The organism is Aeromonas sp. ASNIH7 (assembly GCF_002903485.1).
Classification (GTDB): Bacteria; Pseudomonadota; Gammaproteobacteria; order Enterobacterales; family Aeromonadaceae; genus Aeromonas; species Aeromonas caviae.
In genome coordinates, this window is the sequence record NZ_CP026226.1 from 229,464 (window position 1) to 245,130 (window position 15,667).

Annotated in this window: 8 protein-coding genes; 2 read left to right on the forward strand and 6 right to left on the reverse strand. The window is 59.4% G+C overall.

What is annotated here, in order from left to right; all coding sequences use genetic code 11:
• Positions 1-142: 142 nt before the first annotated feature.
• The 6 genes from C2U47_RS00985 to C2U47_RS01010 all read right to left on the reverse strand — a co-directional run bounded on the left by C2U47_RS00985 (position 143) and on the right by C2U47_RS01010 (position 9,165).
• Complete coding sequence (locus C2U47_RS00985) at positions 143-2,068, reverse strand: EAL domain-containing protein (RefSeq protein WP_029314733.1); 1,926 nt, start codon at positions 2,066-2,068, stop codon at positions 143-145.
• Between the two features lie 3 nt (positions 2,069-2,071).
• Complete coding sequence (locus C2U47_RS00990; RefSeq protein ID WP_010675163.1) at positions 2,072-2,830, reverse strand: transglutaminase-like cysteine peptidase; 759 nt, start codon at positions 2,828-2,830, stop codon at positions 2,072-2,074.
• A gap of 99 nt (positions 2,831-2,929) precedes the next feature.
• On the reverse strand, positions 2,930-4,261 hold the full coding sequence (locus tag C2U47_RS00995; protein WP_010675164.1) for a TolC family outer membrane protein: 1,332 nt from the start codon (positions 4,259-4,261) through the stop codon (positions 2,930-2,932).
• A gap of 35 nt (positions 4,262-4,296) precedes the next feature.
• Positions 4,297-5,712 carry an HlyD family type I secretion periplasmic adaptor subunit gene (locus C2U47_RS01000; RefSeq protein WP_010675165.1) on the reverse strand — a complete coding sequence of 472 codons (1,416 nt, stop codon included), beginning with the start codon at positions 5,710-5,712 and terminating at the stop codon, positions 4,297-4,299.
• The gene (locus C2U47_RS01005; protein ID WP_029314735.1) at positions 5,705-7,849 is read right to left on the reverse strand and encodes a type I secretion system permease/ATPase; all 2,145 of its coding nucleotides are present in this window, start codon (positions 7,847-7,849) and stop codon (positions 5,705-5,707) included. Before C2U47_RS01005 ends, C2U47_RS01000 begins: the two co-directional genes overlap by 8 nt.
• A 371-nt stretch (positions 7,850-8,220) precedes the next feature.
• Positions 8,221-9,165 (reverse strand): TIGR01212 family radical SAM protein, encoded by a 945-nt coding sequence (locus C2U47_RS01010; protein ID WP_010675167.1) that lies wholly within the window; start codon positions 9,163-9,165, stop codon positions 8,221-8,223.
• A gap of 613 nt (positions 9,166-9,778) precedes the next feature.
• On the opposite strand from C2U47_RS01010, the gene gltB reads away from it, so the two are divergent.
• Entirely contained in the window at positions 9,779-14,236 is a 4,458-nt protein-coding gene (gene gltB / locus C2U47_RS01015; protein ID WP_103261353.1) for a glutamate synthase large subunit, read from the forward strand.
• Positions 14,237-14,248: 12 nt separating this feature from the next.
• Entirely contained in the window at positions 14,249-15,664 is a 1,416-nt protein-coding gene (locus C2U47_RS01020) for an FAD-dependent oxidoreductase (RefSeq protein WP_010675169.1), read from the forward strand.
• Positions 15,665-15,667 lie beyond the last annotated feature (3 nt).

A 15,667-nucleotide genomic window follows, 5' to 3' on the forward strand; every position in this document is an offset into this window, starting at 1 on the left:
TATTTTTTACATATAAAAATCAATTAAGTAACAGCGCGAGTTTTAGTGATATTACCTATATGTCGCGTAAAAATGATGTACATATTCTAAACAGATATAAAAAAGGGCCCTTAATGGGCCCCTTTCTATCGAGTTGTACCGCTTATGCCAGTGGAAATGCAGGGTGAACGAACCCCTGATAACCATCGATATGCAAACTGGACAACAATTCAACCTGCCGCTTATCTTCCACCCGGGTGGCGATGGTCGTGACACCCGCGTTGTGGGCAGCCCGACAGACAGCCGCCAGGAAGGAGGTATCGGCGCCTGGTTCCATGATCTGGCTGGTATACCCGTGGTCCACCTTGACATAAGCGGGGGTCAGCTCTTCCAGATAGCCGAGGGACTGGAAGTGCCGGCCATAGTGATCGACCCCCCACAAGAAGCCGTGCTCTCGCAACAGCTCAACCAGATGAGTCACATACTCTTTGTGTTTCATGATGGCCGCTTCCGGGATCTCGAACAGCAGTCGCTCCTTCAGCTCCACGTTCAGCGACAGATAGCCTCTGAGCCATGTCAGGAACTCATCCGAACAGAGAGAACCCGCCGTGATATTGACTGCCAACACCAATTCCGGTTGCTGCTTGAACAAGGGGACGCAGGCTTCCAGCACCGCCTTGTCAAACTCTGCCCCCATCTTGAACTGCTCGATCGCAGGCAAGAACTGCCCTGCGAAGTAATCCGTTCCATCTCGCGAGATGGCCGCGAACAACTCGGCATGCAGGCGGGTACCATCATCGAAGCGACATGCAGGCTGTGCCTTGAAGCGCCAGAGATGTCTGGCAATGGCATCCTGCACCAGGTCTCGCCAGGCAAGGCGTCCCATCAGTCCCTGCTCATTGCCGCCTTCCATCACGACGGCACCGCGCCGCTCATTGCGCGCTTTGCCAAGGGCGTTATCCGCCTTCGTCAGCAGGGCCGAGAGATCGTCATTGCCATCACGGCCGGCGATGCCGACGACGGACAGCGCACCGCTTTCTCCCATGGGATTGACAACCAGATCGGCAATACGGCTGTTGATGAGCTCCGCCAGCTCCTTGAGCTGAGAGAGATCATCGGTGGGGCAGAGCAAGGCATACTCGGTCGCCGAGATCCGGGCCAGCGCCGCGCCATCCCAGCCATCCAGCAGTTCCCTGAGCACCTGTGCAATGGACTTGACCATGTTGTCCCTTGCAGCAAAGCCCTCTTCCCGATAGAGATCGTCCAGCATGTCGACGGCCACCAGCATGACCCCGCCCTGCCCGGCCTCCGCAATCCAGGCATTGACCTGCCCGACGAAGTAAGAGCGGTTGCCAAGCCCGGAGACGGCATCCACATAGACGCGGGCTCGCAGGTTCTCGGCCTCGTCGGCCTGCTCTTTGAACTGCACGGCAAGCTTGCTGGAAAGGGTATTGATGGCCTGTACCACTTGCCGCAGCTCGCGGGTCTTGGGCTCGGGAATGGCGTGGCCGAAATGGTGCAGCTCGATTTCAACCGCCTGATCGCAAATCAGCTTGAGCGGTTTGAGCAGATAATTGAGCGCCCGCATCAGCAAGAGAGTGGTGACGAGAAAGCCGACCAGGAACCAGGTGGCCAGTTCGCTCATTCCTTTCCAAAGCTCGTAGTAGGCTTGTCCAGGGTGGCCGACGACCTTCAGCTTGCCCAGTTGCAGCCAACCCGACGTCAAAATCGATTCATTGGCCACTTCAGGGAACAGATCCAGCCCAATGAACCACTGTGGGACCCCTTCGATATGGCTGCTGTTCTCCAGCTCGATGACATCCTTGGAGGCCAGCAGATCGAGACGAACCAGCTTGTAGTAACCCCCGTCGAACACCGCCTTGATCACGGATTCGGCACTGACCTTGTCGCCGTTCTCCAGATAGGGGGTCAGCGCCAGACCCAGTGCGGTGGACGTATTGATGACGGTGGTCTCCTGCTGCTGCGCCAGGTAGTTGCGGGTCGAATTGAATTGCACCCAATAGGTGGCGGCAAACAGCAATCCGAACAGCAGCAGCATGGTTGCCAATAGTTGTCTGTAGAGCGTCATAGGTTAATCATCCAAATTGACCGCAGGCCGAGCCAATCGCCCCGATGTCATGCGATTGCGTAAGTCCGTCCATAATCCCAAGCGGGATGATTGCCCGGCCAGTTCCCCTTGACCACGCGCTTTCATCAGCCACAAGTGACTACCGTTAAAACTGTAAATTGGCAACAAATCCGCCCGTTGGGTCGCCGGGCGAATTGAGCCGACAAGATTGTCCAGAATCAGGGGTACTGCCGCAGGCGTCTCATAGTAGGCAACGACCATATGAAACTGGTTATAATCCAATGCCTTGACATATACCATTCGCATTTTTTCATCAGGGATGCCAAGTTCCAGCAAGGTAAAATACTTGGAAATGCTGAAGTCTTCACAATCTCCCCCCGCTGCGCCCAGAAATTCCAGCGGTGTCGCCCAATAATCCTTCTTGTGCCACAACTTGATGTCATCGATGAAACGCATCTGGTTGAAGAACTGGTTCACCTTCTCCAGCTTCTGCCGATCCGTCAGCCCCGCCGCCTTGTTCTGCATTGCCAAAGTGCGCCAGCTGGTGACCCGTTTGCCGGCCCTGGGGCCATAGGTCTCCTCCGCGCGCTTGACCAGTTTCATATCCTCCGGTGAGAGAGGCTGGCTGGCGCTGAGCAGCAGGGGGATCGCCAGCAGGGCCAGCCATAGCAGGCGAACCCGCCAGGGCGCACGTGCACCTGCGAGGGCTCGATACACATCACGTCGGCTCCAGCCTGTCGATGCCACTTCTTTCTGTGTCATGACGCCGCCATCATCCCCTGACCGCCGGACGCATAAAAGAATGACTGCAGCACGCTGCAGCCATTCCCCTTGCCTGATATGACATCAGTGGCAGGGCCATCAGTTGTTGTTGGCCTGCCATTCAGCCGGTTGCTGCACATTCAGGGCATTGAGCAGACCACCGGTGGCATTGAGGATACGATAATCCGCCAACAGGGAGTCGTACTCGGCCGTGATGTAGCTGCGGCGAGCCTCGAACAGTTCGTTCTCCGTGTTCAGCACGTCCAGCAAGGTCCGTTGGCCCAGGCCGAATTGCTTCTTGTACGCCTGTACGGTGTCATAGCTGGCGTCCACGTGCTCTTTGAGGAAGACTTTTTGCTTGGCCAGCGACTCTTTGGCGTTCCAGGCGAGGCGGGTCCCCTCTTCCACCTGACGGAAGGCATTCATGTGAATGTCTTTGGCCTGGGAATAGAGCGCAGAGGTTGCCTTGCTTTCTGCCAGATCGGACCCACCGCGGAACAGGTTGTAACGCATCCGGACCATGGCGGTGAGATCGTCGTTACGGCCTTTGACCGCATCGATGTCCTCGTTCCAGTTCTGATCCACTTCAAAGGCTACGTTCGGGTAGAACCCTGACTTGGAGCCTTCATGCTGGTACTTCGCCTCTTCGATGTCCTGCAGGGATGACAGCAGGGTCGGGTGAACCTCTGTTGCCGTCTTCAGCGCATCTTCCAGTGTTGCGGGCAGGAGTTGGGTGTTCGGTACTGGCTGAACGAGATCCTTGGGCACTTCATTGACGACACGGATGAACTCGCTCTCGGCATCCCGATAGTTGTTCTCCGCCGCCGCCTGATTGGAGTAAGCCCGAGCCACACGACCGTCGATCTGGGTCTGGTCAGCGGTCGACCCAAGACCGGAGTCGGTCCGTTTCTGGATGTCACTGCGGATCTGCTCGTGGGTTTCAAGGTTCTGCTTGGACAGCTCCAGGATCTCCTGCTGACGCAGCATGTTGAGATAGACCTCGGCCACGCGCAGGGCCGTGTTCTCCGCCTCGGAGATCATCGCCAGGCGCTGGGCCTGGGCGGCGGCATCGGTCCGTGCCACGTTGCTGCTGACATCAAAGCCGTCAAACAGCATCTGGCGAAGGCTGATCCCGGCCTCCTTGCGCGTCATGGAGTCATCGATCGTCTGTGAATTGGGACCTGCGGCACGGGTCGAGGGACTGTCAGTCTTCTCGTAACCGACGCCACCACGCAGATCAATGGTGGGGTAATAGCCGCCCTTGGCTCCATCATGCTGATACAGTCGTGCCTGATAGAGATCAAAAGCTTCCTTGATTTTCGGATGGGTAGCCAGTGACTGCGCCACTGACTGTTCCAGCGTCTGTGCCTGGCTCAGGCCCGGGAACAGTATGGTGCCACTAACCAGCATGGCAACAATCGTCTTCTTCATGGTATCTCCAGTCATGTTGTTTTTAGATTGTTGGCTTATCGTTCTCTCAGTGCCGACTGCTTAGCCCTCAAGATGGGTTTCAGCAAGTAGTCTAGGACACTTTTTTTACCAGTAATAATATCTGCACTGGCTAACATACCGGGGATGATGGGAAGTGCGTTAAGCTCATCGCCCAGATAACTCTTCTCGGTTCGTACTCGCACCAGATAGAAGGAATTGCCCTCCTCATCCTGGATTGAGTCGGCACTTATCTGTTCAACCTTGCCATGTAAACCTCCATAAATAGTGAAATCATAGGCAGTTATCTTGACCACGGCCTCCAGTCCGGGTCTGAGGAACGCGATGTCCTTGGGCGACACCTTGGCTTCAACCAGCAGGGTGTCTTCCAGCGGCACTATCTCCATCAGGTCCATGCCCGGCTGAACGACCCCACCCAGCGTATTAATCTTGAGCTTCTTGATGGTCCCCTTGAGAGGCGCGATCACACTGGTACGATCGACTCTGTCCCTGAGGCCGACCTGACCCTCCGACAACTGGCTCAACTTGCCTTGACGTTCGTTCAGCTCGGTCTGGGAGTCCGCCCGGAATTTCAGGGCGATATCATTTCGCTTCGAGATGGTCTCCCGCAGTACCGAGTTGAGCTTGGGCACCAGCAGGCGGTTCGCCTCCAGCTCCCCTTGCATTTCGTTGACCTGCCGCTCCAGTTTAATTAGCTCCACTTGAGGAACTATACCCTCTTTTGCGAGAGGACGGCTGATGTTCAGCTCCTGACGAGCCAGATCAACGCTGCGGCCCACGGTCCGGATCTTGGCATTGAGCTCTATGGTCTCCTGCTCTTTCTGCTCGATCTGCTGTCCCAGAATGTAGAGCTGGTTCTTGAGGTTGTTTAACCGCGCCTCCTGCACCGATCTTTCACGGGCGGCATATTCGGCAAACACATTCTCGTACCCTTCGGGGAACTCGATGGCCTGTTTGTCGATAGCTACCTGTTCACGCCAGCCCAGATTGGGCTCGTTCTTGACCACCACGCTGCGAATTTCGGCGCGCAGGCGGGCGATATCCCCCTTGAGGGTGACCAGCTCCTGCTCCCGTTCGCGAAAATCCGACTTGAAGCGGGTATCGTCGATGCGCAGCAGTGGCTGTCCCTTCTCGACGATGTCCCCCTCCTTGACGAAGATCTCCTTGACGATCCCCCCTTCTAGGTTCTGGATCACCTGCAACTGGCGCGACGGTATCACCTTGCCCTGGCCGACTGTCACTTCATCCAGCTCTGCCCAGGCGGCCCAGACGATGGCGCTGACAAAAAACAGGAAGCAGGCCCACAGCAGGACTCTGGCACGGGTGGGTGTCGTCAGCAGCACGGCGGCGGCGCCGTCATCCACGTACTCGAGATGCTCGGGTGCAGGCAAGACCGTATCTGAGGGCGTTTTCTTGAACCAGTGGTTAGCCATTCGCCGTCTCCTGCACCCGCACCTTGCCTTCCTTCAATTGCTGCAACACCACCTCTTTGGGACCGTCCGCCACTATCTTCCCCTGCTCCACGACGATGACCCGGGAAGCGACATCCAGCATGGAGGTCTTGTGAGTGATGAGGATAAGGGTGGTTTCGGGGCCGAGCCGTGCCAGCTCCTGCTTCACGTGCATCTCTGACTGGTTGTCCATGTTGGAGGTCGGCTCGTCCATCACCAGAATGGGGGGATCGTTGAGCAAGGCGCGAGCCAGCAGGATGGACTGACGCTGGCCACCGGAGAGCTGACGTCCCCCTTCACCTATCTGTCTGTCGAGACCGTTGGGATCCCGGTTGGTAAAGTTGGTGACCCCGGCCCGCTTGGCGGCGCGCAAGACACGGGCATCGTCCACCAGGGGATTACCCAGCATGATGTTGTCCCGCACGGAACCAAAGAAGAGGGTCACATCTTGCGGCACACAGCCGATGTTGCGGCGAATGATGGTCGGCGGCAGTTGGTCCAGCTCAAAGCCGTCCAGACGCACCAAGCCGTCAGTCGGGCGATAGAGGCCCATCAGCAATTTCTCCAGCGTGGTTTTACCCGCACCGATCCGCCCGATGATGGCCACCTTCTCACCCGGCTCGATGCGCAGGTTGATGTTGTGCAGGGTACTGCTCTCCATGCCCGGATACTTGAAGGAGACATTTTCAAACTCGATGCGCCCCTGGATGACCGGATGGTGGATGTACTGCCTGCCCTCCTCCTGCTCACCCGGCGTCATCATGATCTTCTCCAGGATCTCGAGCGCCGACTTGGCCTGGTTGTAGCGGGTGGAGAGCACCGACAGCTGCACCATGGGGGCGATGGCCCGGCTCGACAGCATCACGGCCGCTATCATGCCCCCCATGGTCACCAACCCTTCCGAGATCTGGTAAACACCGACGATCACCAGTCCCACTGTCACCACCTGCTGGATGTAGCTCGCCAGAGAAGACATGGAGTTGGTGATGCGCCGGGTTTGCACGCCCCAGGTCGAGATGTGGGACACCGCCTGCTCCCAGCGGTGCTGGAACATGCTCTCGGCCCCGAAAATCTTCACGGTCTCAAGGCCCGAGATGCTTTCGATCAGATTGGCGTTCTTCTGGGAGGCGAGCCGGGAGCCCTCCTCGATGGATTGCTTCAGCGGTGCCTGAATGTAGAAGCTGTAGGCCACTAGGATCAGGATGGCGATGATGGGCACCACCACCATGACACCGGCGAAAATCCAGATGATGAAGAGGAAGAAGATGGCAAACGGCAGATCGATCAGGGTGGAGACGGTGGCCGACGTGAAAAACTCGCGCACCGATTCAAACTCCTGCAAGTGCTTGGCAAAGGCACCGGTCGACGCAGGCCTGGACTCCATCTTCATGCCCATCACCTTGGCAAAGATTTTGGCCGACAACAGCACGTCGGATTTCTTGCCTGCAATATCGATGAAGTAGCTGCGCAGCTGGCGCATCACGAAGTCGAAGGTGAACACCACCATGGCTCCAACCGCCAGCACCCAGAGGGAGTCGAATGCCAGGTTGGGCACAATCTTGTCATAGACGTTCATGGTGAACAGGGGGCTGGCGATGGCAAACAGGTTGATGAGGATCGAGGCCACCAGCACATCCCGATAGATACCACGGGACTCGAACAAGGTGCTCCAGAACCAGTGACCATCACGGGTCTCCAGCACTTTGGGCGAGCGCTCATCAAACTTGAACTGCCGCTTGACGTAGAACAGACGACCATTGTACTCGTCACCAAGCTGGGCAAGAGTGACCCATTGGGCCGCGTCTCCGGCCTGGGGAAAGATGACCCTCGCCTGGGTCCGTTCTTCATTCCATTCAAGCAAGATGCAGGCGCCGCCATTGCGCGTCTGCAAGACGCAGGGCAGCAGCAGGGAAGAGATCTGTTCAAGGGGCTGGATCACTTCGCGGGCAGAGAGACCGCCCCGCTCGGCGGCACGACTGAAGAGCGCCGTGCTGAGACGCCCGGAGACCAGTGGCAAGCCGGTGGTGAGAGCATCCTGACTGTTGGGCACCCCGTAAAAGCGGGTCAAAAAGACCAGGCACTCCAACAGTTCATCTATATGGCTGGTTTCTGCTTGCATAGCATCCCATCAAACATGATTCAGAAGGTTGTCTCGGGGCCGAATATCCAAAAGCCCGGCGGCGATCCGGAAAAACAGAACAGACCTCGCCACCCAGACCCACAACCCGATTAGCGCACAGAGCCGGGACACTGCATGTCTCGCCTCCCTCACAGATTTTCATGCCGGAAACGGAGGGGACATGCCGGGCACCTGATGTTGCCAAGAAATATGCCACCCGGTACGAAGAAAGCCCGCCCGGTATACAAACTGCAAAGAGTTATTGATAACTATATCTTTTTTCAAGCCAACCATCTTATCAAGGTGACTTGAACGAAACTATACTCCAAAGACTGAATTTCATCTAATAACCCACTGTTTTTTTGACGAAATTAGAGTTGGCACTCGCCTGTGGAAGGGAGAGAAAAAGGGCGTCCCAGGCAGTGTCCCTGAGGGCCTGAGCGTGCCAGCGCCGCGGCAATGGCGGTCATGGCGCTCCAGCGATTCTCGCACCAGGTGGGGGCCAGCAGGGTCGGGCGGCGCGCCGACGCCGAGACCCTGTGATAGACCACCTCGGGGGGCGTGTGCTGGATCATGGCCACCGCCGCCTCCACATATTGCGCCAGCGACAGCACCTCCAGCCGCCCCGCCTGCCACGCCTTGCCAAGGGTGCTCCCTTCCACCACATGGAGCGGGTGCAGCTTGATCCCCTCGACCCCGGTCGCCACGATGCGATGCAGGGTATCGAGACTGTCCATCGGCACCTCGCCGGGCAAACCGACAATCAGATGGGCACAGACCTTGATGCCCCTTGCGTGGGCCCGGCGTACCGCGTCTTCATAGGCGCCATAGCCATGGCCGCGGTTGATCCGTTGCAACGTCTTGTCGTTGGCGCTCTGCAGCCCCAGCTCCAGCCACACCTCGTAACCTCTGGCCTGATAACCTGCCAGCAGATCCAGCACCGCATCGGGTACACAATCAGGGCGAGTTCCGACGCAGAGCCCCACCATGTCGCTCACCGACAAGGCTTCTTCATACATGCGCTGAAGGTACTCCACTTCGGCATAAGTACTGGTATAGGCCTGAAAGTAGGCCAGATAACGCCTGGCCCGGGTCACCTCGTCCCGGCGTGCCAGCAGTTGCTGCACCACGGAGAGTTGCTGGGCCGACTCGTCGGCAAAGGAGGAGACATTGCAGAAAGTGCAGCCACCCCGGCCCAGGGTGCCGTCCCGGTTGGGGCAGGTAAAGGCCCCGTGGATGGAGAGCTTGTGGATCTTCTGGCCGTGGCGCTGCTTGAGATCCTGGCCAAATGTATTGATGAGTTCGTGTAACTGCATGACACCTCCGAAATGAGGTGTCATTCTAGCGACGCAGCCCGGCGGGCAGGCTGCGCTGGATCAATCCCGCTCTCTACCCAAAAATCATATAAATATTCACGTTAGATGTGATAAATACCCAACAGTCGGCATTCACGGTCACTTTTGACAACCTGTCACTCCTGCAACCTGGAGAAAAGTGTCATAACCTCTCGCCCATAACCGGCTGTAACTACTGAAAAAATCCTGTTTAGTCTGCTTATGGACAAATGCAAGACGCAGGATCCTGAAATGTGATCCCCGCCAAGCACACCAGAGATGACTTTGTAAAATTACTACAGTTTCCCGCCACCATGCAGTCAACCACTAAACCGTCCATAACCAGAATATAAATCCAACAAATAAATAAAAAGCAGTTATAAATACACAAAAATGCTGATTGAGTCTCAAAAACCCACATTTTGTTATGGCGATGTAACATTGCAAACAAGCGGGATGTCCAATTGACCTTGCCCGAAAATCCCATTAGTTTGGAGATTCGCCACCTCAGGCGGACGGAACCACAAGAGCCAATCGCAATTTATGCAGTCTGTTGATGACAGTGCGATGGAAGGCCGAGCAAGGGAGAAATGCAATGTCACTATATGATCCAAAGCTGGAGAGGGATAACTGTGGCTTCGGCCTGTTGGCCCACATGGAAGGGGAAGCCAGCCACAAGCTTGTCCGTCTCGCGATGTCAGCCTTGGCTCGCATGCAGCACCGCGGCGGTATCTCCGCCGATGGCAAGACCGGCGACGGCTGCGGCCTGTTGCTGCAAAAACCCGACAGCTTCTTTAGAGCGGTCGCCGAAGAGAAGGGATGGCACCTGGGCCGCAACTACGCGGTCGGCATGCTGTTCCTCAACCCCGATCCCATCCTGGCCCAGGCCACTCGCGACATCATCGACGAGGAGCTGGAAAGAGAGACCCTGAGTCTGGTCGGCTGGCGCAAGGTGCCCATCGATACCAACGTACTCGGTTCCATCGCCAAGGCGTCCCTGCCCAGCATTGAACAGGTCTTTGTCAACGCGCCCCCGGGCTGGGTCGACAAGGATCTCGAGCGCCGCCTCTATATCGTGCGTCGCCGCATCGAGAAGCGCATCAGCGACGACTACTTCTATGTGGTCAGCCTCTCCAACCTGGTCACCGTCTACAAAGGGCTGTGCATGCCGGTGGATTTGCCGCGCTTCTATCTGGATCTGGCCGACATCCGCATGCAGGCCGCCATCTGCGTGTTCCACCAACGTTTCTCCACCAACACCAGCCCGCGCTGGCCGCTGGCGCAGCCGTTCCGCTACCTCGCCCACAACGGCGAGATCAACACCATTGCCGGCAACCGCCAGTGGGCCAAGGCGCGCAGCTACAAGTTCGCCACCCCGCTGATCCCGGATCTGCAAGAGGCCGCCCCCTTCGTCAACACCACGGGATCGGACTCCTCCAGCCTCGACAACATGCTGGATCTCTTCCTGGCCGGCGGCATGGACCTGTTCCGTGCCATGCGCCTGCTGATCCCGCCTGCGTGGCAGAAGCACCCGAACATGGATGACGACCTGCGCGCCTTCTACGACTTCAACTCCATGCACATGGAGCCCTGGGACGGCCCGGCCGGCATCGTCATGACCGACGGTCGCTACGCTACCTGCGCACTCGACAGAAACGGTCTGCGTCCGGCACGTTACGTCATCACCAAGGACAAGTTCATCACGCTGGCCTCCGAAGTGGGCACCTGGGACTACACCCCGGACGAAGTGCTGGAGAAGGGCCGTGTCGGCCCGGGGGAGCTGTTCGTGGTCGATACCAGCAACGGCAAGATCTGGACCAGCTTCGAAATTGATGACGATCTCAAGAGCCGTCACACCTACAAGCAGTGGATGGACAAGCACTGCAAGCGCCTGGTGCCCTTCGAGCAGATGGACGATGCCAGCACGGGATCGCGGGAATTCCCGGATGACCGGCTCAAGACTTACCAGAAGCTGTTCGGCTACTCCTTTGAAGAGCTGGATCAGGTGATCCGCGTGCTCGGCGAGAATGGCCAGGAGGCGGTGGGCTCCATGGGGGATGACACCCCGATGGCGGTGCTCTCCTCCAGCCAGCGAACCCTGTACGACTACTTCCGCCAGATGTTCGCCCAGGTGACCAACCCGCCCATCGATCCCCTGCGGGAAAATCACGTCATGTCCCTGGCCACCTGTATCGGCCGCGAACAGAACGTGTTCAACGAGACCTTCGGCCACGCCCACCGGGTGCTGTTCCAGTCGCCGATCCTGCTCTACTCCGACTTCCATCAATTGCTGGCCCTGGAGGGGGAGCACTACCGCCATGCGGTGCTGAGCCTCAACTACCTGCCCGAAGAGGGGCTGCAAGCCGCCCTCGAGCGTCTCTGCCACGAGGCAGCTGAAGCGGCCCGCAGCGGCGCCGTGCTGCTGGTACTGTCAGACCGGGACATCAGCCCGGATACCCTGCCCATCCCGGCCGCCATGGCGGTGGGTGCGGTGCAGCGTACCCTGGTGGACAACAACCTGCGCTGCGACGCCAATATCCTGGTGGAGACCGCGAGCGTGCGCGACCCGCACCACTTCGCCGTGCTGCTTGGCTTTGGCGCCACCGCCATCTACCCCTATCTCGCCTACGAGACCCTCGCCAAGCAGGTAGAGGAAGGCGTGCTCAAGATGAGCCTGCGCCAGGCCATGCTCAACTACCGCAACGGCATCAACAAGGGCCTCTACAAGGTGATGTCCAAGATGGGCATCAGCACGGTGGCAAGCTACCGCTGCTCCCAGCTGTTCGAAGCCGTCGGCCTCTCCAGGGCCGTGGTCGAACTCTGCTTCCGCGGCGTATCGAGCCGCATCCAGGGTGCCGACTTTGCCGACATCCAGCAGGATCAGATCAATCTGTCCCGTCTGGCCTGGCTCGGCCGCAAGCCGCTGACCCAGGGCGGCCTCTTGAAGTTCGTCCACGGTGGCGAGTACCACACCTACAACCCGGACGTGGTGCAGACCCTGCAAGTGGCGGTGCGCTCCGGCAACTACGCCGATTACAAAGAGTACGCCCGTCTCGTGAACGAGCGGCCGGTCGCCACCTTGCGGGATCTGCTGTCGCTCAAACAGGGCACCACCCCGGTTGCGCTGGATCAGGTGGAGCCAGCCGCCAGGCTGTTCCCCCGCTTCGACTCCGCGGCCATGTCCATCTGCGCCCTCGGCCCTGAAGCCCACGAGGCCCTGGCCATCGCCATGAACCGCCTCGGCGGTCAGAGCAACTCCGGCGAAGGCGGTGAAGATCCCAAGCGTTTTGGTACCGAGAAGAACTCTCGCATCAAACAGGTGGCTTCCGGTCGCTTTGGCGTCACCCCGCACTACCTGATGAACGCGGACGTGGTGCAGATAAAAGTCGCCCAGGGCGCCAAGCCCGGCGAAGGGGGCCAGCTGCCCGGTGACAAGGTCACCGCGCAAATCGCCCAGCTGCGCTACTCCGTGCCCGGCGTGACCCTTATCTCCCCGCCGCCGCACCACGACATCTACTCCATCGAGGATCTGGCCCAGCTCATCTTCGACATCAAGCAGATCAACCCGAACTGCCTGGTGTCGGTGAAACTGGTGTCCGAGCCCGGCGTCGGCACCATCGCCTGTGGCGTGGCCAAGGCCTATGCGGACTTCATCACCGTCTCTGGCTACGACGGCGGCACCGGCGCAAGCCCGCTCACCTCGGTCAAATACGCCGGCTCCCCCTGGGAGCTGGGCCTGGCCGAAACCCAGCAGGCGCTGGTGGCCAATGGCCTGCGCCACAAGGTGCGCCTGCAGGTGGATGGCGGCCTCAAGACCGGTCTCGACATCATCAAGGCGGCCATCCTCGGCGCTGAGAGCTTTGGCTTCGGTACCGGCCCCATGGTGGCGCTCGGTTGCAAATACCTGCGTATCTGCCACCTGAACAACTGCGCCACCGGCGTCGCCACCCAGGATGAGAAGCTGCGCCGCGAACACTTCACCGGCCTGCCGGAGATGGTGATGAACTACTTCAAGTTCATCGCCGAGGAGACGCGCGAGCTGATGGCCGAGCTGGGCGTCACCCAGCTCACCGACCTCATCGGTCGTACCGACCTGCTGGAAGCCCTGCCCGGCCTCACCGCCCGTCAGGCCAAGCTGGACTTGTCCGGCATCCTGGCGGCCCCGGTTGCACCGGCAGGCTCCAGTCTGTTCAGCCAGCAGCACAACCCCACCTTCGACAAGGGGCCCTTGAACCTCAAGATGGTGGAAGACCTGCTGGATGCGGTGGAAAACATGAGTGGCGGCGAGTTCCGCTACGACATCCGCAACACCGACCGCTCCGTGGGTGCGCGTCTGTCCGGCGAAATCGTCAAACGCCACGGCAACCAGGGCATGGCGGCCGATCCGGTCAAGGTGCACTTCAACGGCACCGCCGGCCAGAGCTTCGGCGTCTGGAACGCCGGTGGCCTTGAGATGATCCTCACCGGGGATGCCAACGACTACGTGGGCAAGGGGATGACCGGCGGCAAGCTGGTGATCAAACCCCACGTCGGCGTGGCGTTCAAATCCCACGAGGCGGCCATCATCGGCAACACCTGCCTCTATGGCGCCACCGGCGGCAAGCTCTATGCCGCAGGGACCGCCGGCGAGCGGTTCGCGGTGCGCAACTCAGGGGCCTTGGCGGTGGTCGAGGGGATTGGCGACAACGGCTGTGAATACATGACAGGCGGCATCGTCACCGTGCTCGGCAAGACCGGTGTCAACTTCGCGGCGGGCATGACAGGCGGTTTCGCCTACGTGCTCGACGAGTGCGGCAACTTTGCCAAGCGCACCAACCCCGAGCTGGTCGAACTGCTGGAGGTGGCGGATCTGGCCATCCACCAGGAGCACCTGCGCGGTATCATCACGGCGCACCTCAACGAGACAGGCAGCTCGCGTGCCGAGGAGATCCTGGCCAACTTCGACTCCTATGTGCCCAAGTTCAGGCTGATCAAACCCAAGTCCAGCGACGTCAAATCGCTGCTTGGCCACACCAGCCGTTCCAGTGCAGAACTCAGAATCCAGGCGCAATAAGGAGGGAACCCTATGAGCCAGAACGTATTCCAGTTTATCGATGTCCAGCGGGTCGACCCGCCCAAGAAGCCGCTCAAGATCCGCAAGATCCAGTTCGTGGAGATCTACGAGCCCTTCAACCAGGCCCAGGTCGGCATGCAGGCGGATCGCTGCCTCGACTGCGGCAACCCCTATTGCGAGTGGAAGTGCCCGGTACACAACTACATCCCCAACTGGCTGAAGCTGGCCAACGAGGGACGCATTCTGGAGGCGGTGGAGCTCTCCCACCAGACCAACAGCCTGCCGGAGGTATGTGGCCGCGTTTGCCCGCAAGACAGACTGTGTGAGGGTGCCTGCACCCTCAACGACAGATTCGGCGCCGTGACCATCGGCAACATCGAAAAATACATCACCGACAAGGCGTTCGAGATGGGCTGGCGCCCGGATCTCTCCAAGGTGGTCAAGACCGACAAGCGGGTCGCCGTCATTGGCGCGGGCCCAGCGGGCCTTGCCTGTGCCGACGTGCTGGCACGCAATGGCGTCACCCCTGTGGTGTTCGACAAGTACCCGGAGATAGGTGGCCTGCTCACCTTCGGTATCCCCTCCTTCAAGCTGGAGAAAGAGGTGATGCAGCGCCGCCGCGAGATCTTCGAGGGGATGGGAGTGGAGTTTCGTCTCGAGACCGAAGTGGGCCGTGACATCACCTTCGCCGATCTGCTCGGCGAGTTCGATGCGGTCTTCCTCGGGGTCGGCACCTACAAGTACATGAAGGGCGGCTTTGCCAACGAAGAGGCGCCGGGGGTCTACGACGCCCTGCCCTACCTCATCTCCAACGCCAACCGGCTGCTGGGCTTTGAGAAGGCGCAAGCCGATTACATCGACTTCGCCGACAAGCAGGTAGTGGTGCTGGGGGGCGGCGACACCGCCATGGACTGCGTGCGCACCGCCATCCGCCAGGGGGCCGATCGGGTGATCTGCGCCTACCGCCGGGATGCCGAGAACATGCCGGGCTCCAAGCGGGAGGTGAAAAACGCCCAGGAGGAAGGGGTGGAATTCATGTTCAACCTGCAACCTGTCGGGGTCGAACTGGACGCTCACGGCCGCACCTGCGGCATCAAGGTGGTGAGCACAGAGCTCGGCGCCCCCGATGCCAATGGCCGCCGCAATCCTGTGGTCATTGAAGGCTCCGAGCAGGTGCTGCCCGCCGATGCAGTGGTGATGGCGTTCGGCTTCCAGCCCAACCCCCAACCCTGGATGGCAGAGCACGGCGTCGAGCTCGACGGCCGGGATCGCATCAAGGCGCCCGAGAAGGCCGAGTACGCCTTCCAGACCAGCAACCCCAAGGTGTTCGCCGGTGGTGACGCGGTGCGCGGCTCGGATCTGGTGGTGACCGCCATCTATGAGGGTCGCAAGGCGGCCGAAGGGATCATGGACTACCTGGCCGTGTGATCT

Bases quoted from the DNA above. Each gene is read 5' to 3' on its own strand.
- C2U47_RS00985 (WP_029314733.1), bottom strand. From the start codon at position 2,068: ATGACGCTCTACAGACAACTATTGGCAACCATGCTGCTGCTGTTCGGA.
- C2U47_RS01000 (WP_010675165.1), bottom strand. From the start codon at position 5,712: ATGGCTAACCACTGGTTCAAGAAAACGCCCTCAGATACGGTCTTGCCT.
- C2U47_RS00995 (WP_010675164.1), bottom strand. From the start codon at position 4,261: ATGAAGAAGACGATTGTTGCCATGCTGGTTAGTGGCACCATACTGTTC.
- C2U47_RS01005 (WP_029314735.1), bottom strand. From the start codon at position 7,849: ATGCAAGCAGAAACCAGCCATATAGATGAACTGTTGGAGTGCCTGGTC.
- C2U47_RS00990 (WP_010675163.1), bottom strand. From the start codon at position 2,830: ATGACACAGAAAGAAGTGGCATCGACAGGCTGGAGCCGACGTGATGTG.
- gltB (WP_103261353.1), top strand. From the start codon at position 9,779: ATGTCACTATATGATCCAAAGCTGGAGAGGGATAACTGTGGCTTCGGC.
- C2U47_RS01010 (WP_010675167.1), bottom strand. From the start codon at position 9,165: ATGCAGTTACACGAACTCATCAATACATTTGGCCAGGATCTCAAGCAG.
- C2U47_RS01020 (WP_010675169.1), top strand. From the start codon at position 14,249: ATGAGCCAGAACGTATTCCAGTTTATCGATGTCCAGCGGGTCGACCCG.